General features: G+C 70.1%; 21 protein-coding genes and 1 pseudogene. 9 read left to right on the plus strand and 13 right to left on the minus strand.

From position 1 onward, the window contains the following. Nucleotides 1–56 precede the first annotated feature (56 nt). A complete protein-coding gene (locus AC1DXV_RS01380) occupies nt 57–1,457 on the plus strand; it encodes a sigma-54-dependent transcriptional regulator (protein WP_477932185.1) in 1,401 nt (466 codons plus the stop codon). Between the two features lie 158 nt (nt 1,458–1,615). Here AC1DXV_RS01380 and AC1DXV_RS01385 read toward each other — a convergent pair whose 3' ends face one another. From AC1DXV_RS01385 to AC1DXV_RS01400, 4 genes are all read right to left on the minus strand, one after another. Then, nucleotides 1,616–2,395, minus strand: a complete 780-nt coding sequence (locus AC1DXV_RS01385; RefSeq protein WP_477932187.1) for a sigma-70 family RNA polymerase sigma factor — start codon at nt 2,393–2,395, stop codon at nt 1,616–1,618. Next, the gene (locus tag AC1DXV_RS01390) at nt 2,367–2,543 is read right to left on the minus strand and encodes a hypothetical protein (protein WP_477866549.1); all 177 of its coding nucleotides are present in this window, start codon (nt 2,541–2,543) and stop codon (nt 2,367–2,369) included. The genes AC1DXV_RS01385 and AC1DXV_RS01390 overlap by 29 nt, the downstream gene beginning before the upstream one ends. Next, nucleotides 2,540–2,992 (minus strand): hypothetical protein, encoded by a 453-nt coding sequence (locus tag AC1DXV_RS01395; protein WP_477866547.1) that lies wholly within the window; start codon nt 2,990–2,992, stop codon nt 2,540–2,542. The genes AC1DXV_RS01390 and AC1DXV_RS01395 overlap by 4 nt, the downstream gene beginning before the upstream one ends. A 151-nt stretch (nt 2,993–3,143) precedes the next feature. After that, entirely contained in the window at nt 3,144–3,398 is a 255-nt protein-coding gene (locus AC1DXV_RS01400; protein ID WP_477866545.1) for a hypothetical protein, read from the minus strand. 31 nt (nt 3,399–3,429) lie between these two features. Here AC1DXV_RS01400 and AC1DXV_RS01405 point away from each other — a divergent pair, with 31 nt between their 5' ends. The 8 genes from AC1DXV_RS01405 (at nt 3,430) to AC1DXV_RS01440 (ending at nt 12,149) form a co-directional block, all read left to right on the plus strand. Further along, complete coding sequence (locus tag AC1DXV_RS01405) at nt 3,430–4,635, plus strand: hypothetical protein (RefSeq protein ID WP_477932189.1); 1,206 nt, start codon at nt 3,430–3,432, stop codon at nt 4,633–4,635. A 270-nt stretch (nt 4,636–4,905) separates the two neighbouring features. Then, entirely contained in the window at nt 4,906–6,009 is a 1,104-nt protein-coding gene (locus AC1DXV_RS01410; RefSeq protein WP_477866541.1) for a hypothetical protein, read from the plus strand. A gap of 174 nt (nt 6,010–6,183) precedes the next feature. After that, nucleotides 6,184–7,116 (plus strand): MurR/RpiR family transcriptional regulator, encoded by a 933-nt coding sequence (locus tag AC1DXV_RS01415; RefSeq protein WP_477866539.1) that lies wholly within the window; start codon nt 6,184–6,186, stop codon nt 7,114–7,116. After that, nucleotides 7,113–8,159, plus strand: coding sequence for an amino acid ABC transporter substrate-binding protein (locus tag AC1DXV_RS01420; protein ID WP_477866537.1), 1,047 nt, complete (start codon nt 7,113–7,115; stop codon nt 8,157–8,159). The genes AC1DXV_RS01415 and AC1DXV_RS01420 overlap by 4 nt, the downstream gene beginning before the upstream one ends. A 40-nt stretch (nt 8,160–8,199) precedes the next feature. Next, nucleotides 8,200–9,342 carry an amino acid ABC transporter permease gene (locus AC1DXV_RS01425; RefSeq protein ID WP_477866535.1) on the plus strand — a complete coding sequence of 381 codons (1,143 nt, stop codon included), beginning with the start codon at nt 8,200–8,202 and terminating at the stop codon, nt 9,340–9,342. 1 nt (nt 9,343) lies between these two features. Beyond that, nucleotides 9,344–10,417: an amino acid ABC transporter permease gene (locus tag AC1DXV_RS01430; protein WP_477932191.1), complete on the plus strand. Its 1,074-nt coding sequence runs from the start codon at nt 9,344–9,346 to the stop codon at nt 10,415–10,417. Between the two features lie 5 nt (nt 10,418–10,422). Then, nucleotides 10,423–11,166 carry an amino acid ABC transporter ATP-binding protein gene (locus AC1DXV_RS01435; RefSeq protein WP_477932193.1) on the plus strand — a complete coding sequence of 248 codons (744 nt, stop codon included), beginning with the start codon at nt 10,423–10,425 and terminating at the stop codon, nt 11,164–11,166. Between the two features lie 5 nt (nt 11,167–11,171). Next, on the plus strand, nt 11,172–12,149 hold the full coding sequence (locus tag AC1DXV_RS01440; RefSeq protein ID WP_477869424.1) for an isoaspartyl peptidase/L-asparaginase family protein: 978 nt from the start codon (nt 11,172–11,174) through the stop codon (nt 12,147–12,149). A 107-nt stretch (nt 12,150–12,256) separates the two neighbouring features. Here AC1DXV_RS01440 and AC1DXV_RS01445 read toward each other — a convergent pair whose 3' ends face one another. From AC1DXV_RS01445 to AC1DXV_RS01485, 9 genes and pseudogenes are all read right to left on the minus strand, one after another. After that, nucleotides 12,257–13,057 (minus strand): CHAP domain-containing protein, encoded by an 801-nt coding sequence (locus AC1DXV_RS01445; RefSeq protein WP_477869422.1) that lies wholly within the window; start codon nt 13,055–13,057, stop codon nt 12,257–12,259. A gap of 160 nt (nt 13,058–13,217) precedes the next feature. After that, nucleotides 13,218–14,192, minus strand: a complete 975-nt coding sequence (locus AC1DXV_RS01450; RefSeq protein ID WP_047507393.1) for a type IV secretion system protein — start codon at nt 14,190–14,192, stop codon at nt 13,218–13,220. Continuing rightward, nucleotides 14,189–15,205 carry a type IV secretion system protein gene (locus AC1DXV_RS01455; RefSeq protein WP_477932195.1) on the minus strand — a complete coding sequence of 339 codons (1,017 nt, stop codon included), beginning with the start codon at nt 15,203–15,205 and terminating at the stop codon, nt 14,189–14,191. The genes AC1DXV_RS01450 and AC1DXV_RS01455 overlap by 4 nt, the downstream gene beginning before the upstream one ends. Next, the gene (locus tag AC1DXV_RS01460) at nt 15,202–16,197 is read right to left on the minus strand and encodes a type IV secretion system protein (RefSeq protein WP_477932197.1); all 996 of its coding nucleotides are present in this window, start codon (nt 16,195–16,197) and stop codon (nt 15,202–15,204) included. Before AC1DXV_RS01460 ends, AC1DXV_RS01455 begins: the two co-directional genes overlap by 4 nt. Further along, nucleotides 16,184–17,317, minus strand: coding sequence for a hypothetical protein (locus AC1DXV_RS01465; protein WP_477932199.1), 1,134 nt, complete (start codon nt 17,315–17,317; stop codon nt 16,184–16,186). Before AC1DXV_RS01465 ends, AC1DXV_RS01460 begins: the two co-directional genes overlap by 14 nt. Then, nucleotides 17,314–19,848, minus strand: a complete 2,535-nt coding sequence (locus tag AC1DXV_RS01470; RefSeq protein WP_477868752.1) for a VirB4 family type IV secretion system protein — start codon at nt 19,846–19,848, stop codon at nt 17,314–17,316. The genes AC1DXV_RS01465 and AC1DXV_RS01470 overlap by 4 nt, the downstream gene beginning before the upstream one ends. 21 nt (nt 19,849–19,869) lie before the next feature. Continuing rightward, entirely contained in the window at nt 19,870–20,199 is a 330-nt protein-coding gene (locus tag AC1DXV_RS01475) for a TrbC/VirB2 family protein (RefSeq protein ID WP_477868750.1), read from the minus strand. Between the two features lie 20 nt (nt 20,200–20,219). Then, a complete protein-coding gene (locus AC1DXV_RS01480; protein ID WP_047507407.1) occupies nt 20,220–20,525 on the minus strand; it encodes a hypothetical protein in 306 nt (101 codons plus the stop codon). A gap of 296 nt (nt 20,526–20,821) precedes the next feature. Next, nucleotides 20,822–22,174, minus strand: a pseudogene (locus AC1DXV_RS01485) (hypothetical protein); the annotation flags it as partial.

Here is a 22,174-nt window from a genome sequence, read left to right on the forward strand (position 1 = left end):
CCTACGAGTTCTCGTAGCTTGCGCGCCGCCCACAAATCACTACGCTGGACCCCATCATGAAAGTCGCATTGCTTCACTTGTTCGGCAGCACCCGCGCTCAACTCGCGGCCCATTTGCGTGACGGTGGCCTGGACGTGCACGCGGTGTCCAACGCGGAGGACCTGCTGACGCTGATCGCGTCGGGCGCGGCCGGCGTGGTGGTCACCGACCTGCGCCTGCCCGGCGTGCACGAGGGCATGGAGCTGCTGTCGCAGTGCCATGCGATGGACCCACAGCTCACGGTGATCGCGCTGAGCGACCAGGAAGACACCGCGACCGCGGTCGAGGCGGTGCACCGCGGTGCGCGCGACGTGCTCGCGCCCGACAAGCTGCCGCGCCTGGCCATTGCGTGCAAGCAGGCGATCCGCTCGCGCGAGCTGACGCTGCAGACGCGCGCCGCCGAGGCGCTGCAGGACGTGGAGCCCGCGCCGGTGCGCCGCGGCATCGTGCCGATCCACGAGGTGCTGCGCGGCAACCACCCGGCGCTGGGCAAGCTGCGCCAGGTGCTGCTGCGGCTCTCGCGCGTCGACACCGACGTGCTGGTGAAGGCCGAGACCGGCTGCGGCAAGGAGGTGGTGGCGCGCTGCCTGCACGACTACGGACCGCGCGCCGACAGGCGCTTCGTCGCGATCAACTGCGGCGCGATCCCCGAGAACATCTTCGAGAGCGAGCTGTTCGGCCACGAGGCGGGCGCCTTCACCGGCGCGACCAAGCGGCGCATCGGCAAGCTCGAGTACGCGGCCGGCGGCACGGTGTTCCTCGACGAGATCGAGAGCATGCCGATGGCGATGCAGGTGAAGCTGCTGCGTGCGCTGCAGCAGCGCACGATCGAGCGCGTCGGCGGCAACGAGCCGATCCGGCTGAGCTGCCGCGTGGTGGCCGCGACCAAGGACGACCTGCTGGAGCTGTCGCGTGCCGGACGCTTCCGCATCGACCTGTACTACCGCATCAACGTGATCGAGCTGTCGCTGCCGCCGCTGCGCGAGCGGCGCGACGACATCCCGCTGCTTGCGCATGCCTTTGCACTGGAGGCGGCCGAGCACCACGGGTTGACCGAGGCCGAGCTCGACATCGAGTTCGTCTGCCGGCTGATGGTGCGCGACTGGCCGGGCAACGTGCGCGAGCTGCGCAACGCGGTGGAGCGGCACGTGCTGGGCATGCCCGAGCTGGCCGGCGGCGACGATGCGCCGCAGCAGTCGCTGCCGCAGCTGGTGGCCTCGTTCGAGCGCACGGTGATCGAGCAGTGCCTGCGCATGTGCGGTGGCTCGGTCACGCGGGCCTGCGAGATTCTGCATGTGCCGCGCAAGACGCTGTACGACAAGCTGACGCGGTTCAGCGTGGACCCGCAGGATTACCGGGGGGATGGGGCGGTGTCGGGGTTCGCGCCGATGACGCACAGCGATTTCGCCGCGGTGTGATCGGCGTACGGCGGGCAGGGCTTCGACAGGCTCAGCCCGAACGGGAGAGAACCGTTCGCCCTGAGCAGGGACCGAGCTTGTCGAGGGCCCGTCCGTCGAAGGGTTTTGTCCGAAGCGCGCATGGCCTGCGACAAGCTCAGGCCGAACGGCTGCTGGCGTCAGGCCAACGCGACATCCCTCGTGACCCCCGCGCTCTCCAGCGCCTCGCGCAGCGTCAGCAGCGCCGACACCTGCAGCTGCCGGATCCGCTCGCGCGTCACCCCGCGTTCGCTGCTCAGCTGCTGCAGCGTGCATTCATCGCCGCCATCGAGCCCGAAGCGCGCGACGATGATGTCGCGCTGGCGTGCCGGCAGTTGCGCCACGTGCGCGCGCAGCAGCTCGGCCACGCGCGGCGCATCGCGCTGCTCGGCCACTTCGTCGGCCACGTCGCGTTCGCGGAAGCCGGCGTCCGACAGCTGCTGCTCGACGTCCTCGTCGTCCATCGGCACCGGCGTGACCGGCGCCGCGTCGTGCGACATCTGCAGCCGCAGCGGCGGCCGCACGATCGGCACCTGCATCGCGAGCGCGGTCTGCAGGTGGTGGCGGATCCAGAAGCCGGCATAGGTCGAGAAGCGCAGCCCGCGCGCGGTCTCGAACTTCTGCAGCGCGACCAGCATGCCGACGTTGCCTTCCTCAATCAGGTCGAGCAGCTCCAGCCCGCGGTTCGAGAAGCCGCGCGCCATCGCGATCACGAAGCCGAGGTGGTGGCAGATCAGCGCGTCGCGCGCCTGCGCATCGCCCCGGTCGATGCCGGCCAGCAGCTCGGATTCGTGCTGCGGCAGCAGCCGCGCGAAGCGGCGCACCTCGCGCATGTAGAGCGTCATCAGCGTCGGCAGCGCGGCATCGCGGCGCGCCGACGGCTCCGGCGGCTCAGCGCGCGGTGGCGGGCTTGCGCTCATCGGCGGAGGTGAGCGCGTCGCCACCCAGGTCGCGCTCGACGATGCGCGGGTTCGAGGCGGATCGGCCGCCGTTCGGCGGCGTCGCGGCACAGGCCGCGAGCAGGCAGGGCAGCAGCAGCACCAGGCAGCGGGTGAACAGGGGTCTCATCGCGTCTCCTTCGCGTCATCGGGCAGCCGTTCCACCGCGACCAGCCGGTTCACGTGGTCGACGACCAGCCGGTTGTCCTCGCCGATCAGCAGCAGCAGCGCCTGCTCGATGCTCATCACGCCGGCATGCGCGGCGATGGCGGGGATGCGGCGTTGCAGCACTGCGGCGCTGTCGACCGGGTCGACGGTGCGGTAGGTGATGCGGTACTGCACCGGCTCCAGCAGCGACTTGATCGCGTCGCCGACGGTGCCGCTGCGCGGATCGAACTCCACCAGCGTGCCGACCTTCAACCGGTAGGCGGCCCCGGGCGGCGCACCGGCGGCCAGCACCGGCTGCGGCAGCATCGCGAGCAGCAGCAGCGCGCACACCGCGCCGAGCAGGCACCAGCGCAGCAGCGCGGTGAGTTGCGGCGAGCGCGCGAGCGGGTGGAAGCGCAGCGGAATCTTCATGGGCACTCCTGGCAGTGGCGGTTGCATTGCGCAATGGCCGTGCCACCGCGCCGAAGGCCGCGACACCGGGCAGCGCGATGCGGCGCTGTGCGGCACGCCGCGCTCGGTGCCGTCGCGCGTGCGCCGTGCCGCACATCGCTGGCCAGCCGTTTCATGGCTCGACCGCGGCTTCGACGCTGCGCTGCAGCTGCGCCACCGCATGGCGCGCCACCGCGTCGGCGAGTCCTTCGGTCTCGAGTGCGCGCGCCAGCATCGCGCCGATCACCACCGAGAGATCGGGGCGCATCTGCAGCTGTTTCTGAACCTGCACGCGGACCTTCAGCGTGGCCTGGAAAAGCTCTTCGGGGACGGGGACCCAGCGCATCGCGTCGCGCCGCGGGGCGGGGGAGGTGGAGTCGTTGCTCATGGGGTCGGGCCTCGTGTGGGGAGCTGCAGCAGTGCAAGTGCCGGGCCGGCCCGCGCTCTTGACAACCGGGCCGGCTGCCCTAAGCCCAGCAGGCGTTCCGCACGCTTCATTTGCGGATGTGACCGCACATCGAGCGGGATCTGCGTTCCGGGCAACCGGTTCGCACGACAAGAAGGAGGTGGCAGTCTTGAGAGGACTGCCTGGCAAGGTGTTGATCGCGGTGGTGTTCTTCCTGATGTACTGCGCGGGTGTCCAAGCCGTGCAGACATCGAGCCGCGCGATCGGCGTGCTGTCGCTCGCCAACGATTCGACGGTGCTGGCCGTGCGCTTCCAGGGCGTGTTCCTGGCGGTGCTGGTCGTCGCCGCGGTCAGGGCATGGCGGCAGCGCTCGCTGGATGTGTTCCGCCCGCACTACCTGTTCAACCGGGCGGGGCAGGCGATCACGCAGAGCGGTCAGACGACCTGCATCCTGTTCGCGTCCGTCGAGATGGCGGGGCAGCTTCAGTCGTCGGTATCGATGGCTGTCGTACAGGTCTGGACGTTGCTGGTCGGCTGGGTTCTGTCCCGGTTCGGCAAGCACGAGCGGATCAATGCGTCGGCGTTGGTCGCTCCGATGATCTACACCGTCTCCGCCAGCCTGCTGTTTTCGGAAGCCCCGAAGGCCAGCGGCTCGGTCTGGCACGGCATCGCGTTCATGCTGGGCAGCGGGTTGTTCACGACCTTGCTGCACTACCTGACCGATGACGTGTCGAAGAAGGATGCGGCAGCGGCAAGGGCGCTGAACGATCGTCGCGAGGCCGCTGGCCTCGCACCGGTCACGCCGCGCAAGGAGAGCAAGCTCACGCAGGCGCTGTGGCAGAACGGTCCGGCAGCGGTGCTGGCGGTTCCGCTGTGGTTCACGGCGGCGCCGGTGGTGTCGCTGGAGCGGGCAGCCGTTCCGACCTCGGCGCTGGCGGTGGCCTTGCTGCTCGGCGTGGCGGCGTTCTCGCTGCTCCAGCAACTCGCCATGCAACTCGCCTACGTCACCAGCGAAGGCACCGGACTCACCGTCGCGCGGCTCGGTTCGCTGCGCGGCTTCCAGGTGTTGTTCGGCACCTTGCTGGACGCCTGGCTGTTCCACGTGGTTCCCGGTCCGGTGCAGATCAAGGCTCTGCTGCTCGTTCCGGTGGCGATGTGGGTCGGCTGGTTGCTCACGACCACCAAGAAGAATCCCGATGAAGGCTCCGGCGTGCAGTAGCGCGTCGGCTTGAATCGGATGCGATGCGGTCGCGCCGGGTGGTCTCCATCTGGCGCGCCGCATCGCGACCCCGGAAGCGTCGGTTCGGTCTTGCAGCTCTCGCTGCTTGATCGACCGGCGCTTCTTCCTTTTGGGCGCGCCTTGCGCATGTGCTCTTGACAGTCCCTCGACCTGCCCTATACCCCGACTGCAGGCTCAAATCGGGTCGGCAAGGGAAGAGGCAGGTCCCCCTGGGACTGCGCCGCTTCCCCGGACGAGAAAGAAGGAATCATGGACGGAGCGAAAGCGCTGTTCAACGGAAACCTCCACCAGGCCTTCGTCAGCAGTGACAAGGCCCGATCGGAGCGCGGCGGAACCCAGTTCCTCGCGATTTCCGAGGACGGCGACCGGATCCAGCTCCACGAGTCGCTGAAGCGGGCCTTCCGGCCGGCTTCCGACCACCTGCTGCGCTGCGGACTGGCGCCGACGACCCAGGTCGAGTGGCACCAGAACCCGCTGAGCATGCGTCGCAACGAGCTCTACGTTCCCTGCATGTTCGACGAGGAGTTCGCTCCTCTGGACATCGAGAACGAGTCCTGGGCGACCGACTGGCAGGACGCTCTCGAAAGTGCTTCGCTGAAGTCGGCTTTCCCCGGCTTCATGGAGCGCCACGGCTTCTGGGGCTTCGCGCCCAAGACGCTCGTGTTCAATCCCGGCCAGTCGATCGTCCTTCCCGACGATTTCGGCAAGGGCTGGGTGAAGGACGCGTTCGAGACGACCGGCGGAGTCAACGTCAAGGGCCCGTTCAAGGGCGCCGATCTCCGCCGCGCCGCACAGCGTTTCGTGCGGCGCGGTCGGGTCGTTCAGGTGCAGCGGCACGTGCCTGGAGACGACTACTCCAACCAGTACTACCTCGACGACGAGGGAGTTCACTTCCTCGGCACCACGGTGCAGGTCGTCCTCAACGGGCACCACGCCGGCAACGAGTCGTCTTCGCGCGACTTCGGGCCGGTGACTCACCCGATGATGGACGTGCTTCACAAGGCGGGGCTGCGAGGCTTCGCCGGCGGTGACCTGCGTGGCAACACGACGGCACTGGTGTCGGAGTTCAATCTCCGCGTCAACGGATCCTCCGTCCCGGAGTACCTGCGGCGCAGGTTCAACTTCCCGAGCGTCTACCTCATCAGGGAGACGCCCGTGAATCCGAGCCTGTCGCCGGAGCAGGTGTTCCGTCGGCTGGAGGAGCACGGACTGGAGTTCTCTCCGGAGAAGGGCGGCATCATCGCCTACCTCTGGGGCTGGCTCGAGTCGGGTCACACCATCGGGCTTGCGAGCTTCGGTGACAACCCGAGTGCGCTGTACAGGAGGGCTGCCGAGGTTCTGATGGCCGCGTAAGCAGCCGCCAGACCCGGGCCGCACCGCTCGGACAACTTCATATCGTCTGCTCCAAGAATCGGGGGACAGTGCTTCTGCACTGTCTCCCGGTTTCCTTTTGGGACCGCGATTCCGGGAAAATCCTGAGTGAATGAAACGATTTACAAATGACTTATTGAATGTCATCATTCATTCATGCCGTCGTCACCGCCCTCAGGAGCTTCCGCTCAGCAGCGCATCGCCGCCGCCGCGCAGGAGGCCTCGCCATCGCTCGCGCGGGTCGGCCACTGGATGGCGGCGCACCCGATCCAGACGCTGTCGTGCAGCGCCGACGAGATCGCCTCGCTCACCGGCACCTCGGTCGCCGCGATCAACCGCTTCTCGGTCGCGGCCGGCTTCGAGGGCTTCGCGCACCTGAAGAGCCTGCTCGGCCGCGAGCTCGAATCGGTGGTCGATCCGGTGCGCAAGCTCGATGGCGCGCGCAGCGGCGCCACCGGCCGCGCACCCAAGGCAGGCCAGGCCGGCAGGACGAAGAGCGGTGATGCCCCCATCGACGGCGAAGCCCTCACGCAGGCTGGCAGCGTGCCGCAGATCCAGCGCGCCGCCGGTCGCCTGCTGAAGGCGCGCAACGTCTGGTTGCTGGGTCTCGGCACCAGCAGCTTCGTCGCCGGCTATGGCGCGCACGTGCTGATGCCCTACCTGCCGCAGGTCTGGGCGATCGCCGGCAGCGGCGGCACCGAGGTCGCGGCGCGCCGCCTCGCGCGCTGCAGCGACAGCGACCTGCTGATCGCGATCTCGCTGCCGCGCTATTCGATCGCCACCGTGCGCCTGGCCGAGTTCGCCCGCAAGCGCGGCGCCCACGTCATCGCGATCACCGATTCACCCACCGCCCCGCTCGCGACGATGGCCGACACGCTGCTGCTCGCGCCCGCGCAGCACGCGGTGCTGCCGAGCTCCGCGCTCGGCGCGCTGGCGGTGATGGAGGCCCTGGTCGCCGCGGTGATGCGGCTCAACCCCGACGGCCTGCGCATCGCGCGCGAGCTGTCCGAGTCGGTGCTGTCGCACCTCACCACCGACGCGCAGTTTCCCGGTCAATCCGCCCATTTCCGCAACAAGGACGAGATATGAAGCAGTACGCCGCCCCGATCGTGTCCCTGGCCTTGCGCTGCGCGTTGAGCGCCGCGGCCGCCATGCTGCCGTTCGCGGCGCACGCCGGCAAGGTGCTCGACGGCATCAAGCAGAAGGGCGTCGTCACCTGCGGCGTGCACACCGGCCGCGCCGGCTTCGCGCTGGCCGATGGCAGCGGCAAGTGGAGCGGGCTCGACGTCGACTACTGCCGGGCCCTCGCGGCCGCGGTGCTGGGCGACGCCGAGAAGGTGAAATACGTGCCGACCAGCGGCCAGACGCGCATCACCGCGCTGCAGAGCGGCGAGATCGACGTGCTGTCGCGCAACACCACCTGGACCTTCACGCGCGATGCCTCGCTCGGCCTCGCGTGGGTCGGCATCAACTTCTACGACGGCCAGGCCTTCATCGCGAAGAAGAAGCCGGGCCTCGCGAGCGTGAAGCAGCTCGGCGGCGCCACCATCTGCGTCGACGCCGGCACCACCACCGAGAAGAACCTCGCCGACTACTTCCGCGCCCACAAGCTGCCGTACAAGGCGGTCGTGTTCGACCAGGCCGAGGCGGCGCAGCAGGCCTTCGCGAGCGGCCGCTGCCAGGCCTTCACCGGTGACAGCGGCGCGCTCGCGGTGCTGAAGGCCACGCACCTGAAGAACCCCGACGACTACGTGATCCTGCCCGAGCTGGTCTCGAAGGAGCCGGTCGGGCCCGCGGTGCGGCGCGGCGACGACGAATGGTTCGCGATCGCCAAGTGGACGCTCAACGCGATGATCGAGGCCGAGGAGCTCGCGATCACGTCGGCCAACATCGACGGCCTCAAGTCCGGCAGCAGCGACCCGGCGATCCGCCGTTTCGCCGGCAGCGGCGACGACCTCGGCCGCTTCCTCGGGCTCGACAAGGAGTGGAGCTACCGCATCGTCAAGCAGGTCGGCAACTTCGGCGAGAGCTTCGAGCGCAACCTCGGCGCGCGCTCGTCCGTCAAGCTGCCGCGCGGGCGCAACGGCCTGTGGACGCAAGGCGGCCTGCTGATGTCGCCGCCGCTGCGCTGAGGTGGCCATGTCCGCTGCATTCCCACCCCTCGGACCGCTCGTGGCCGTCCCTGATGTCATCGCGGAAGTCGCCGTGGATGCGCCGCCGCGCCCGCCGCTGCGCTGGCGCGTGCTGTTGCCGCAGTTCATCGCGCTGCTCGCAGTGCTCGCCCTCGGCGGCTGGCTGGCCCACAACGCCGCGCAGAACCTCGCGGCGCGGCATGTCGCATCGGGCTTCGGCTTCCTCGACGACAGCGCCGGCTTCGCGATCTCCGAAGGCCTGATCCCGTACGACGCCGGCGACACCTATGCCCGCGCGTTCGCCGCCGGCATCGCCAACACGCTGCGCGCCGCGCTGCCGGCGGTGCTGCTGGTCAGCGTGCTCGGCTTCGCGGTCGGCATCGCGCAGCTGAGCCGCCACGCGCTGCTGCGCTGGAGCGCGATCGCGTATGTCGACCTGGTGCGCAACGTGCCGCTGCTGGTGCAGGTGCTGCTGTGGTACTTCGCGCTGACGATGCTGCTGCCGGCGCCCGAATCGCCGATGCAGTGGAGCGACCTCGTCTTCCTCAGCAAGGGCGGGCTCGCGGTCGCGGTGCCGCAGCTCGATGCGCTGATGGCCGCCGGCCTGCTGGCGCTGAGCCTGCTGCTGCCGTGGACCACCTGGCGCCTGCTCGGCCGGCGCGCCGCGGCGTGGCCTCTTGCGCCGGTGCTGATCGCCGCGCTGTGGCTGCTGCAGCCCGGCAGCTGGGACCGGCCGGTGCTCGGCAGCTTCGGCGTCACCGGCGGCGCGACGCTGAGCCCCGAGTGGCTCGCGCTGGTCGGTGCGTTGACGGTGTATGCCGGCGCCTATGGGGCCGAGATCGTGCGCGCCGGCCTGCAGGCGGTGCCGCGCGGCCAGTGGGAAGCCGCGCAGGCACTCGGCCTGACGCGCGCGCAGGCGCTGCGCCGCGTGATCGTGCCGCAGGCGCTGCGGGTGATCGTGCCGCCCTTCGCGAGCCTGGTGATGAACACGGTCAAGAACTCGTCGCTGGCGGTCGCGATCGGCTACCCCGACCTGGTCTCGGTCGCGACCACCTCGCTGAACCAGAACGGCCAGGCGATCGAGTGCATCGCGATCATCGCGAGCGTCTACCTGCTGCTGAACCTGGTGATCGCGCTCGCGATGGGCGCGGTGAATGCCGCGGTGCAAGTGAAGGAGCGTTGAGATGGGCGCTACCTTCGATCTTGATCGCCCGCCGGCACCGCAGCCCGCGCTGCAGCGGTTGCGCGCCATGTTGTTCGCCGACCTGCCGTCGTCGCTGGTGTCGAGCGCGCTGCTGCTGGCGCTCGGCTGGGCCGCGTGGCGCCTGCTGCGCTGGGGCGTGATCGACGCCGTCGTGCAGCCCGATCCCGAAGCCTGCCGTGCAGCGGCAGGCGCCTGCTGGGGTGTCGTCGCCGAGAAGGCGCGACTGGTGCTGCTGGGCCGCTTCCCGCCCGGCGAGCAGTGGCGGCCGGTGCTCGGCAGCGCGGTGCTGCTGATCGGCGTGTGCGGCGCGGCACACCCGCGGCTGTTCGGTCGCGTCGGCGTGGCGCTGCTGGCCGGTGCGCTGCTGCTGTTCGGCGTGCTGATGGCCGGCGGCGTGGCCGGGCTCGCGCCGGTCGGCAGCGACCTGTGGGGCGGGCTGCCGCTGACGCTGCTGCTGGCCGTCACCGGCTGCCTGCTGGGCGTGCCGCTAGGCATCGCGCTGGCGCTCGGCCGGCGCTCGACGCTGMCGCTGCTGCGCTGGCTGTGCGGCGCGTACATCGAGGCGGTGCGCGGCGTGCCGCTGATCACGCTGCTGTTCTTCGGCGCCTTCGTGCTGCCCTTGCTGCTGCCGCCGGCGTGGCGGCTCGATCCGATGCTGCGCATCGCGGCCTGCCTGACGCTGTTCGGCGCCGCCTACCTGGCCGAGATCTTCCGCGGCGGGCTGCAGGCGGTGCCGCGCGGCCAGCTGGAGGCGGCGCATGCGCTGGGCCTCTCGCGCTGGCAGCGGCTGCGCCACGTCGTGCTGCCGCAGGCGCTGCGCGTGACGATCGCGCCGACCGCGAGCCATTTCATCGGCGCGGTGAAGGACACCTCGCTGGTCGCGATCGTCAACGTGTACGACCTCACCGGCACGCTGCGGCTGGCGATGGGCGATCCGCAGTGGCAACCCTTCTTCGTCGAGATGTACGTGATGGTCGGCGCGGTCTACCTGCTGATCGGCATCTCGATCGCGCAGTACGGCCGCTGGCTCGGCCGTCGCCATGCCGTGAGGTGAATCTGATGACTGCAACGAATCCGCTGCTCGAGATCTCGGGCCTCCACAAATGGTTCGGCGATTTCCATGCGCTGGCCGGTTGCGACCTGCAGATGGCCGAGGGCGAGAAGCTCGTGGTCTGCGGGCCGTCCGGCTCGGGCAAGTCGACGCTGATCCGCTGCATCAACGCGATCGAGCGCCCCGAGCGCGGCCGCATCGTGTTCGGCGGCACGCTGCTCGACGATTCGCGCGAGGCGGCGCTGGCGCGGCGGGGCATCGGCATGGTGTTCCAGCAGTTCAACCTGTTCCCGCACCTGAGCGTGCTCGAGAACGTGATGCTGGCGCCGCAGCTGGTGCAGCGCGAGGCGGCTGCCACCTCGCGCGCGCAGGCGCAGGCGCTGCTCGCGCGGGTGCGCATCGCCGAGCAGGCCGCCAAGTTCCCCGGCCAGCTGTCGGGCGGGCAGCAGCAGCGCGTCGCGATCGCGCGGGCGCTGGCGATGAAGCCGCGGCTGATGCTGTTCGACGAGCCGACCTCGGCGCTCGACCCGGAGATGGTCGGCGAGGTGCTCGAGACGATGCAGGCGCTGGCGCGCGACGGCATGACGATGATCGTCGTCACGCACGAGATGGGTTTTGCGCGGCGCGTGGCCGACCGGGTGGCCTTCATGGAGGCGGGGCGCATCGTCGAGCTGCAGCCGCCGGCCCGCTTCTTCGACCAGCCGCAGAACGAGCGCACGCGCGCCTTCCTCGGCCAGCTGATGGCGCACTGAGCATCATGGAACGACCCTACGTCCTTGCGCTGCACGGCGGCGCCGGCACCATCGCGCGCGCCCTCGGGCCCGAGGCGCGGCAGGCCGAGTTGCCGTATCACGCCGGGCTGCGCGCCGCGTTGTCGTCCGGCCAGGCGGTGCTGGCGCGCGGCGGCAGCGCGCTCGATGCGGTGGTGGCCGCGGTCTGCGCGCTCGAAGACAACCCGCTGTTCAATGCCGGCCATGGCGCGGTGTTCGATGCCGATGCCCGCCACACGCTCGATGCCGGCGTGATGGACGGCAGCACGCTGGCGGCCGGCGCGGTGGCCGGCGTGCGGCGCGTGCGCAACCCGGTGCTGGCGGCGCGCGAGCTGCTGCGCGATGGCGGCAGTGTGCTGCTGGGGGCCGAGGGGGCCGACCGTTTCGCCGAAGCGCGCGGGCTGGCGGTGGTGGATCCGGCGTACTTCTCGACGCCGCAGCGGCTGGCGCAGTGGCGGCGCATCCGCGCGCAGTCGCCCGGTGCGACGGCGCTCGATCATGATGCCGCGGCGCAGGCCGACGACCCGTTGCCGCTGGCGCCGGAAGCGCGGCGGATGGGCACGGTGGGCGCGGTCGCACTGGACCGGCACGGCCACCTCGCGGCGGCCACGTCGACCGGCGGCATGACGAACAAGGCGCCCGGCCGCATCGGCGACACGCCGATCGTCGGTGCCGGCGTCTATGCCAACGATGCGAGCTGTGCGGTGTCGTGCACCGGCAGTGGCGAGCACTTCATCCGCGCGTGCCTGGCGCACGACATCCATGCCCGCATGCGCTACCTCGGCCAGGCCGTGGGTGCAGCGGCGCAGGGCGCGATGTTGCAGTCACTGGAGCCGCTCGGCGGGCGCGGGGGCCTCGTCGCACTCGGCGCCGACGGAAGCCTCGCGATGCCGTTCAACTCGCAGGGCATGTACCGCGCCTGGGTTCGAGAGGGCGTGCCGCAGGCGACGGCAGTGTTCGAGTGATGCTGCCTGACCCGTTCGGGCTGAGCTTGTCGAAGCCTTGGCGGCATGCGAGCAGACCCTTCGACAGGCTCAGGTCCTTCGACAGGCTCAGGGCGAACGGGGGAAGGTCATTTTTCCTTCGGAAACTTGCAGCACAGCGGCCAGATCTGCGTCGGGTCGTCCGACCGGCAGGTGCACATGTCCGCCGGGTCGCCGATCAGGCTGCCGCCGTTGGTGTCCATCGGCCGGTCGTCCCACGGGAAGTTGTCGGGATCCCATGCGTCGCTCGGCGTGTCGGTCCAGGGCATGTTGGCGGCCAGGTTGTCCTCGGCATGCAGGAAGCCGCAGCCGCAGCTCGTCTTCACGTTGGCGATCGTCGAGCGCTCGCTGCGCATGTTCTGCTGCGCGATCTGGATCGACGACGGGTTGTAGACCTTCGTGACGATCGACACGTGCCCGTGCTCCCCGCTCGCGCCGCACATGCCGCGGCCGAACACGAAGATGTCGCCCGGCACCGGCGTGCCTTGCCCGGGCTTGAAGCGCGACACGCCCTGCGGCAGGTTGAAGGTGCAAAGGTCGGCCGCCGACGGCACCACCAGCCGCTTGTGGAAGCGGAAGATGTAGTAGCGCTGCGGGAACTCGGTGCACTGGTAGCCGAAGCCGCTGTTCGTCATCGTGCGGTTGTTGAACGGGTTGCTGGTGTAGGTGTCGTGCCCGTTGGTGCTGAAGATCGGGTTGCCGTAGCAGTGCTCCTTGTTGAAGATCGGGAAGCCGGTCGAATCGGTGAAGTCGGTGAAGCCGCCGCGCTGGCCGTCGATGTAGGCCGAGGGCGGGGCGCCGCATGCGAAGGCGGACGCGAACTGCGGCAGCGCGGCCAGCGAGAGCAGCGCCAGGACGCGGACGAACGGGCGAACGAAGGGAAGCGCCATGGGATCTCCTGTGAGCGGTCGTCGATGCCGGAAGCATTCGCCAGCTGCGTGCCAGGACGGGCTGTCTCCAAGTGCTTGATTTGCCATGGGCGCGAGCGGGCCGGGCGTGCGGCTTGGCGCACTCGCCCGGCCGGCCTGGGCGGCCGGCCGCACGGCCCTGTCAGCGCCCGCCGGCCGAGCGCGCCGCGCTGCGCGCCACGTCCTGCAACAACCCGCCCGTGCCCGACATCCCCGCCACCACCGAGGTCGCGAAGCGCCCGGTACAGGCCATCGCCAGCATCCCGAGCACCAGGAACAGGAACAGCGCGATCAGGTCGTACGGGCCGTGCACGTCGATCGTCGCGCCCATCGAGCCGGTCGCGGCGGCGCTCATCGAGCGGAAGCCGAGCAGCACCATCGACAGCGTCACCTTCGCGATCAGGTCGTACATCATCACGTTGAAGAACAGCTTCAGCCAGCCGTCGAACAGGAACGACAGCCGGCGGAACAGCAGGAACGGGATCGTGAACCAGCCGACGCCGAACGCGATCTCGAAGCACCACTGCATCCACAGCTCGACCACCGTCGCGATCGCACCGAGGAACAGGATCGCCAGGCTCGCGACCATGGTCGTGAAGATGGCGTAGGCGCGGTTCGTGATGCAGTCCATCAGCCCGTCGCACACCGGGTGCAGGCTCAGCTGCAGCACCGTCGTGAAGATCTCCTCGGCGAGCGTGCGGTCGGTGCCGATGCCGGCGATGCTGCCGCCCAGGTGGTCGCCGACGAAGCGCGTCGCCGCCGCGATCGCCGGCATCAGGCCGCGGTAGCCGGTCAGCAGCAGGTAGACGAAACCCATCGTGAACATCAGCTCCAGCAGGTCGACGAGGTCGAAGCCGCGCAGCGCGAAGCCGATGAATTTCCAGACGAACAGGAACAGCGACAGTGACGCGAACAGCACGTGCACCACCATGCCGATGCCGGCCGAGGTGAGGGCGGTCGACACGTGCGCCGTCATCGCGTCGTTGGCCTCGCGCAGCGTGACGAAGATGTCGTGCAGCCACGGCATGTCGGCCGGCGGCGCGGCCTGGGCCGGCAGCGCGGCGCACAGCAGCACCGGCACCAGCAGCCGGGCCGTCGCGCGCGCCAGCGGCCTCACTTCGTCACCCAGCGCGTCACGGTGCGCGCCATCTGCCCGAAGTTGATGCCGCCCGCCGCGGCGCCGGCGACGATCGCGCTCGCGAAGCGGCCGGTGGCCAGCAGCGTGAAGATGCCGACGCCGGCGAACAGCATCAGCCCGAGCACCTGCGTCACGTCGTCGATCGGCGCCAGCGTCGGCGGCGTGAAACCGCCGCCGCTGAGCGCCGCGGCGCTCGAGCCCCAGTAGGTCATCAGCGCCACCACCACCAGCGCGAGGTTGACGCGCGCGAGGATCAGGTAGATGACCGCGCCGAAGAAGAAGCGCAGCCAGCCCTCGAACAGGAACGACAGCCGCCGGTACAGCGTGAACGGCAGCAGCACCGGCCCGGTCGCGAGCGCGATGCCGTACAGCCAGAAGCCCCAGATGTCGACCAGCAGCACCGCCACGCACAACCCGGCCAGCAGCAGCGAGATCGCGAGCGCCGCAACGATCTGCACCGCGCCGCCGCGCACGCAGTCGAGGATGTTCAGCGGGTTCCACCCGAGGTGGCAGTTCGGCGAGATCTGCATGCCGTAGGTGACCAGCATGTCGACCAGCGAGGTCGGCGTCGCGACGGCCGCCGCGGTGCCGCCGCCCAGCCCCATGATGCCGGCCAGCAGCGCCGCGCCGACATACAGCGCCGCGTTGAAGATGGCGGGCACCACGGTCGTGAACATGCTCAGCATCAGGCCGGTGAACATGATCTGCACCGCCGTCTCGACCATCTCGCCGAGCTTGAAGCCGCGCAGCGCCCACGAGGTGCACTTCAGCACGAACAGCGCCAGCGCCAGCACGAAGAACAGCCGCGTGGCGACATAGTGCATCGCGCCGCCCGAGACGACGGCGCTGACGCGGTCGACGATCGCGTCCTCGAACTGGCCGATGCGCTTGAAGGCATCGTTCAGCGCCGCATGCGCGAGCGGCGTCGCCACCAGCAGCGCGAACGCGGCCAGGCGCCGGCCGGCGGCTGCCAGCGTCGCGCCGGCCGTCACAGCGCCACCGCCAGCGCAGTCCCGGCCGCGGTGGCCGCGGCGCTYGCCGCCCGCTGCACCACTTCGCCGACGCCGCCGCCGGCCGCGTTCTGCACGATGGCCGACGCGAAGCGGCCGGTGCTGTACAGCGTCGCGATGCCGACCGCGAGGAACACCAGCATGCCGACGATCGAGAAGAAGCCGTCGACGTCGACCGTCTGCGTGGCGGGGATGCCGCCGCCGTGCGCGATGCCGAACATGATCTCCAGGCCAAGCAGCACCAGCGCGAGGTTGACCTTGGCGACCATCACGTAGACCACCATGCCGAAGAAGAACTTCAGCCAGCCGTCGAACAGGAACGACAGCCGTTCGAACAGCAGGAAGGGCACCGTCAGCCAGCCGATCGCGTAGGCGATCTGGAAGCCCCACAGCGTCCACAGCTCGACCAGCGTGGCGACGATGCCGAGCGCGATCACGATGATGTACGCGAAGATCGCGGCGATCCACGACATGATCCCGGGCCCGAGGCAGTCGAACAGGTCGCACGACGAATGGAAGTCGACCTGCACCACCATGCCGAAGATGTTCTCGGCCAGGCTCACTTTCGGATCGCGCCCCGAGATGCCGGCGCCGAGCACGTCGGACACGTAGCGCCCGGCGCCGAAGATGGCCGGGAAGATCGCCTTGTACGCGCTCAGGATCAGGTAGACGAAGAACAGCGTCATCATCAGCGCCATCATGTCGAGCAGGTCGAAGCCGCGCAGCGCGTAGCCGCTGAACTTCCAGACGAACAGCCCGAGCGCGAGCGCCGAGAACAGCACGTTGACGACCATCTCGATCTCGTGCGTGCCGAGCGCGTCGCCGATCTTCTGCGTGATCTGCTCGGTGACGCTGTCGAACACCAGGAACACCTCGTGCAGCGCCGGCAGCGACGCGGCATGCGCCGGCAGCGCCCAGCCGGCGAGCAGCAGCGCGCCGACGATGCCGAGCGCCGCGCGCTCAGAGCGCCGCATGGCCGGGCGCCCGTTCCACCGCGTCGGCCAGGCGGCGCATCTCGGCGCCGGTCTGCAGCAGTTGCGCCTGCAGCTGGCGGCCGTAGCGCAGCGCGGCGTCCTTCACCGCCTCCTCGCGGGCCAGCACATCGAGCAGCGCGAGCGCGAGCGTGTCGCGCCCGAGTTGCGCGGCCTGGCGCTGCGGCTCGTCGCCGACCACCTGGCCGGCGGCGATGCGGCGCTTCAGCTCGTCGGCCAGCGCCGAGGCGGCGGCGCGCGAGGCGAGCGCGCTGCGTGGCATCGCCATCGGCGCGGCGCCGCCGCTGAAGTCGGGCCCGCCGAGCTGCATCAGCGCCTGCGTCTGCTGCGCCTGCAGGCCGGCGAGCGTGCCGCGCAGCGCGGCGAGCTGGGCCGATTCGGCGGCGGGGTCGGCGAGCGGTGCGGCGGTGGCCGCCTGCATCAGCCCGTCGAGCGCGCCCAGGCGCTGCCCACTGGCCTGGCCGGCACGCCGCAGGTCGAGCAGCGTGCGGCTTTCCTCATCGGCACGCCGGCTCAGCGTCGCGATGCTGGCCTGCATCGTGTCGTTCAGCGCGGCGGCGCGCGGCTGCCCGGCGTTCGCGAGCTCGACGCGGCGCGCGAGCAGCCGCAAGGTGTCGGGCTGGAACAGCGGCAGCACGCCGAACGACGGCGCACCGGCCGGCACGTTGCGCGCCGACTCGGCCCAGCGCATCAGCTGCACCGCGGCGCGCGGGTCGATCGCCTCGTTCGGGCCGCGCGGCGGGTCGACCTGGGCCAGCCCGGCCGACACCATCAGGCTCGCCAGGTCGTTGACCGGCAGCTCGCGCACGCCGCCCAGCAACTGGCCGAACGCATCGCGCTGCTGCCCGGCCGTCATGCCCGGCGCGCCGGTTGCGGCGGTGGCACGCCGCGGTGCGGCTTTCGCGGTACTCGCCTGCGACGCGGCGTAGTTCTCCAGCAGCTCCAGCACCTCCTGCCAGCCCTGCGGATCCTGTTCGAAGGCCTGCGGCGGCAGGCGCTCGATCTCGCGCACCAGCTCGTCGATCTCCGGATCGCCGGCGGCACGTGCCCACGCACAGCAGCCGAGCAGCGCCGCGACGAACAGCAGGCGAGGCGCGATCACAGGATGCCTTCCTCTTTGAAGCGGGCGAGCGTCAGCTGCATGCCGCGCTGGTAGCCGTGCTCCTCGATCAGCGCGGTGCGGATCGCCGCCTCGCGCGGGTGCGAGGTGTTCATCACGTACTGCTCGGGCTCCACCACCAGGTTGATGATCTTCGCGACGCCCAGCTCCTGCTGCACCAGGAAGGCCTGGCGCTTGGGCACCAGCGAGCGGATCGCCTCGCACTCGCCCGCCTGCAGGAACGGGAAGGTCTCGCGGTACAGCGCGTCATCCATCTTCGGGTCGGACATGAAGATGAAGGTGCTGGCCGCGCTGCGCACCGCGGCCCAGCTGTCGCTGCGCAGCAGCTCCTCGGGCGACTGCGTCCACAGCTGCACGCCGGCGCCCCACTTGCCCCAGGTGCGCACCTTGGCCACCAGGTACTCGGCGAACGACTTCAGGCGCAGCGCGTGGTGGCATTCGTCGACGTGCAGCTCCTTCGGCACGCCGCGCTTGGCCGGATCCTCGAAGGTGCGGGTGATGCGGTAGAACAGCTCCAGCAGCAGCGGGCGCATCGCGTTCTCGTCGTCGCGCACCGCCTGCAGGTTGTAGACGCCGACGCGCTTGTCCAGCCCGCCGGCCGAGTCGACGGTGGCGCCGAACAGCGGCGCGTAGCGGCCGGCCATCTGCGGGTCGGTGCCGCGCGTCCAGCGGGTGAACTTCTGCGCCAGCTGCATCGGCATGTGGGCCACCAGCGAATCGAGCGTGCGCATCGAGGTCGGCAGCAGCAGTGTCTTGCGGATCGCGCCGTCCAGGTACTCCTGCTCGTTGTGCGCAAGCTGCTGCAGCAGCGGGTCGTCGTTGGCCCGCATCATCTCCACCAGCAGCTCGGTCATGTGCACGACGAAGCCGATGTCGTGCGGGCCCTGGTAGTTGACGAAGGGGTTCAGCCCGTGGCGGCCGTCGGCGGTGACGCGGAAGATGCCGCCGTCGTCGCCGAAGGCCTGCGCCAGCGTCTCGGTGCCGGGGTCGATGTCGATCGCGCGGATCACGCCGCCGTACTTCAGGAAGTGCGTCGCCAGCGTGTTCTTCAGGAAGGTCTTGCCGCTGCGGATCGGCCCGATCCCGACCAGCATCGCGCGCCCGCCGATGAAGTTGCTGAAGAAGAACGGCCGGCCGTCGCGGCTCTCCAGCACGTACTGCGCCTCCTCGCCGCCCAGGTCCTCGACGCAGGGCTGGCCGAGCGCGCTCTGGTACAGCAGCGCGGCGGCGGCGCTCTGCGTGCCGTTGAGCACCATGTCGCGCATGCTCTTGTGCTGGCCGCCGGGCTGCAGGGTCTGGTACGCGTAGGGCAGGTCGACGCCCTCCCACACCAGCGAGAGGCCGACGTTGGAGCAGGCGCGGTCGAGCGACAGCACGGTCTCGCGCAGCTGCACCGGATCGGGATGGAAGGCGGCGACGAAGCTGTGGCCCTGGCCCCAGGTCTCGTCCAGCGCCTCGGCCTCGCCGAGCTCGGCGATCTTGTCGGCGATCACCGGCTTCATCGTCGCCTGCTTCTCGTACAGCGAGCGCTCGCGGCCCTGCAGCACGTCCCACGGGCTGATCGCGCTGCGCTCCAGCTCGGTCTGCTTGTTGCGGAACAGCATCGAGCGCTTGAACTCGCTGAACGGCGTGAAGCGGTGCATCAGCAGGTAGTTGCCGCGCAGCCGCGCCGGCGAGTCGTCGCCATGGCCCCACAGCCCCTCGCGCACCGGGCTGCCGAGGCGGCTGACCGCGCCGATCTTCACGTACTGGTGCTCGGCGTCGTCGATCTTCAGCACGTCCATGTTGTGCACGCGCAGGTGGCGCACGTCGCCGCTCGACAGGAAGTGGTCCCAGTTGCTCTCGGGCGGCGTCTCGTGGCGCGCGGTGTCGAGGCGGCGCGGCTGCAGCGTCGCGAGGAAGCGCATGTGCGCCCACAGCTCGTCGATGCCGAGCTGCTCGACGCCCATGATCCCGGACCACTTGGCCACCAGCACCGCGAGCGCGTCCTTCAGCATCCACGACTGGCGCTCCAGCTGCTCGGCGAGGTAGAGCAGCGCGCCGTCCTTGCCGAGCGTCTGCTTCACCATGCGGCGGCTCGCGCTGCTGACCGGCGACATCGCGAGGTGCTTGACGAGGCTGGCGACGTCGAGCTTGTTGGAGTTCTCGCCGGCCTGCACCTCGAAGTAGTGCACCAGGCGAGAGTTGCACAGGTCGCGGCCGTTCAGGAAGGCTTCGCGCTGCCTCGACATCAGGTCGCTGATCGGGTGCTCGCGGCGCAGCAACGAGACCTTGGCGCCCTCGAAGTGCGCGAAGTACTGCGTGACCGCGACCGCCTTCGGCAGCGCGCCGTAGATCACGCGGGCGATGTGCGTCATGCCCTGGTGGTCGATGGCGGCCATGCCGTCGGGGTCGCGCCCCGAGAGCTCGATCGCCCCGATCAGCGAGCCGGTCTTGGTGAGCACGAAGCCGTTGTACACACCGTAGGCGGTGTGCAGGTCCAGCACCGAGCCGATCTTGTCCCTGGCACCCATGGCCGGTCGCGTCCGTGCGGGTTACAGCGTGATGTTGCCGGCGCCGCCGAACTGTGCGATCCACAGTGCGGCGTTCATGATCGCGATGCCGGCGACCACCACCCGCAGCACCGGGCCGAAGATGCCGTCCTTCGGCGCGAACACCCAGGTGCAGAAGGCCGCGACGATCGAGACCACGACCACCGCCTTGCCGAACGGGCCGGTCATGAAGTTCGCGAACGCCTGCAGGAAGGTGCGCAGGCTGTCGAAGTTGGCGGCGGTGGCCTGGGCATGGGCGGATGCGCTGAGCAGCGACAGCAGCAAGCCGGACAGCGGGGCGGCAAGATGCCGCGCGAGGGATTGAACACGCATGGAAGGCACTCCTGTGGTTGTCACTTGTGGAAGGGAACGATGACGACGCGTCGCGGGTTGCGCGCACAGGCCGACCAGCGGACCGGGCGGCCCACCGAGCGCTGCCAGGCCAGCAGCGCGCGCGGGTCGTCGTTGTAGATCGCGAACAGCACGCCGAACAGCAGGCCGCCCATCGCGAACGCGAAGACGAACGGGATCTGCGTGAGCATCGCGACCGTCAGCACCGCGGCGCCGATGAACTGCTTGCTGGGGATGCCCCAGATCGTGTTCTCCCGCGCGAAGATCTTCACTTCCTGCAGGCTGCGGTCTTTCTTCGTCTCTGCCATGGCGTCTCGCTCCGTGGGTCAGGCCACATGGCTTATCGCGAGAGGCATGCCAGCGTCGTTGCGCTGTCGTGGCGGTGAGGCCAAGCCTTTGATTTGATTTGTGAATCGCGTGGATGGGTGTGAGGCGCGGGTGTGGATGCGGAGGTCGTGGAAGTGCAGCAGTTCGCACTGCTCCGTCGCGGACGTGCGGGCTCCCGCACGCGCGGTGCCCCACCCCGTTCGCCCTGAGCTTGTCGAAGGGCCTGCTCGCATGACGCGAGGGTTTCGACAGGCTCAGCCCGAACGGGGAGTGACGCTCAGCTGCGGCAGCGCGCCAGCGCGGACCGAACTTCGGCCGGGTCGAGCTGCCCCGGCGCCAGGCCGACGCGGGCCTGCAGGTCGACCAGGATCGCCAGCGAGCGCCGGTAGTGCTCGCAGCTCTCGCGCGGCGCGCTGCGCGCGAGCGCGCGGCCCAGTTGGAAGTGGCTGCGGCCCTGGATGCGCAGCGCCGCGACATCGGCGCGCGCCCCTTCCGACAGCGACTCGAACACCGCGATCGACTCGCGCGCCGCCCGGGCGCTGCCGGGCAGGTCGCCACCCCGGTACAGCGCGCCGCTCAGGTTGTTGCTGGCCAGCGCCAGCGCCTGGCGGGCGTCCATGTTGTCCGGATCCAGCCGCGACAGCTCGGCCAGCAAGGCGGTGCCCTGCCGGTACGCCGCGATCGCCTGCGCCGGCTGGTTCACGCGCAGCAGCGTGACACCCAGGTTCAGGTGCTCGCTCGCCGCGTAGCGCATGTAGCTGCCGTTGCGCGGCTCGCGGTCGAGCAGCTGCTGCTTCAGCCGCATCGAGGCCTCGAACGATTGCAGGGCCAGCCGGCCGCTCGCCAGGCTGTCGTCGCGCTGCGCGAGGTACTGGCCGCGCAGGTCGTGCCACACCGACAGGCTCATCACCGCCTCGGCGTCGTCGGGCCGGCGCCGCACGATCTCGCTGAGCGCGCGGAACTCGAGGTCGGCGGCCTGCAGGTAGGCCGGGAAGTCGCCGGCGTAGAACTTCAGCTGGCTCAGCTGCCCGTGCATCGCCGCCAGCAGCGACGCGAAGCTGGCATCCCCCGGGTGCGCATCGACCAGCCCCTGCGCGAGCGCGATGCCGGCGCGCAGCATCGCATCGGCCTGCGCCAGCTCGCCCAGCGAATCCGACAGCGCGCCCAGCCGCTTGTGCACCACCACCAGCTCGCGCTGCGCGGCATCGCGCGCGTCGCCCGGCGCGGCCGCGGCCAGCACGGCGGTCAGCAGCTCGCGCGCCCGCAGGTAGCTGCGGCGCGCACCTTCGGGGTCGCCGAGGTTGGCGCCGAACGGCTGGCCCTGGATGTCGCCGACCTTGCGGTAGCCGGCCGCGATCTCGGTGCGCAGCCCGGTGTCCTCCGCCGGATCGGTGGACGGATCCTCGCTGAGGTCGTTCAGATAGGACAACGCATGCTCGACCACCAGCTTGCGCGCCGGCGTCGCGCCGGGCAGGTTCTGGATCGCGTCGTGCACGTCGAAGATCAGCACCCGGCCGAGCGAGCGCACGCTCGCGAAATGCTGCTCGGCGCGGGCGCGCTGGTGCTGCGCGCGCTGCGTCTCGTGCACCATCAGCGCGAGGCCGGCCGCGAGCGCCAGGTTGGCCAGCAG

Source organism: Rhizobacter sp. P3_C12, assembly GCF_056402735.1.

Excerpts from the sequence above, each read along its gene's own strand:
- AC1DXV_RS01410 (WP_477866541.1), top strand. The coding sequence starts at position 4,906 with ATGGACGGAGCGAAAGCGCTGTTCAACGGAAACCTCCACCAGGCCTTC.
- AC1DXV_RS01470 (WP_477868752.1), bottom strand. The coding sequence starts at position 19,848 with ATGGGTGCCAGGGACAAGATCGGCTCGGTGCTGGACCTGCACACCGCC.
- AC1DXV_RS01435 (WP_477932193.1), top strand. The coding sequence starts at position 10,423 with ATGACTGCAACGAATCCGCTGCTCGAGATCTCGGGCCTCCACAAATGG.
- AC1DXV_RS01380 (WP_477932185.1), top strand. The coding sequence starts at position 57 with ATGAAAGTCGCATTGCTTCACTTGTTCGGCAGCACCCGCGCTCAACTC.
- AC1DXV_RS01415 (WP_477866539.1), top strand. The coding sequence starts at position 6,184 with ATGCCGTCGTCACCGCCCTCAGGAGCTTCCGCTCAGCAGCGCATCGCC.
- AC1DXV_RS01445 (WP_477869422.1), bottom strand. The coding sequence starts at position 13,057 with ATGGCGCTTCCCTTCGTTCGCCCGTTCGTCCGCGTCCTGGCGCTGCTC.
- AC1DXV_RS01385 (WP_477932187.1), bottom strand. The coding sequence starts at position 2,395 with ATGAGCGCAAGCCCGCCACCGCGCGCTGAGCCGCCGGAGCCGTCGGCG.
- AC1DXV_RS01395 (WP_477866547.1), bottom strand. The coding sequence starts at position 2,992 with ATGAAGATTCCGCTGCGCTTCCACCCGCTCGCGCGCTCGCCGCAACTC.
- AC1DXV_RS01400 (WP_477866545.1), bottom strand. The coding sequence starts at position 3,398 with ATGAGCAACGACTCCACCTCCCCCGCCCCGCGGCGCGACGCGATGCGC.
- AC1DXV_RS01475 (WP_477868750.1), bottom strand. The coding sequence starts at position 20,199 with ATGCGTGTTCAATCCCTCGCGCGGCATCTTGCCGCCCCGCTGTCCGGC.
- AC1DXV_RS01440 (WP_477869424.1), top strand. The coding sequence starts at position 11,172 with ATGGAACGACCCTACGTCCTTGCGCTGCACGGCGGCGCCGGCACCATC.
- AC1DXV_RS01390 (WP_477866549.1), bottom strand. The coding sequence starts at position 2,543 with ATGAGACCCCTGTTCACCCGCTGCCTGGTGCTGCTGCTGCCCTGCCTG.
- AC1DXV_RS01420 (WP_477866537.1), top strand. The coding sequence starts at position 7,113 with ATGAAGCAGTACGCCGCCCCGATCGTGTCCCTGGCCTTGCGCTGCGCG.
- AC1DXV_RS01480 (WP_047507407.1), bottom strand. The coding sequence starts at position 20,525 with ATGGCAGAGACGAAGAAAGACCGCAGCCTGCAGGAAGTGAAGATCTTC.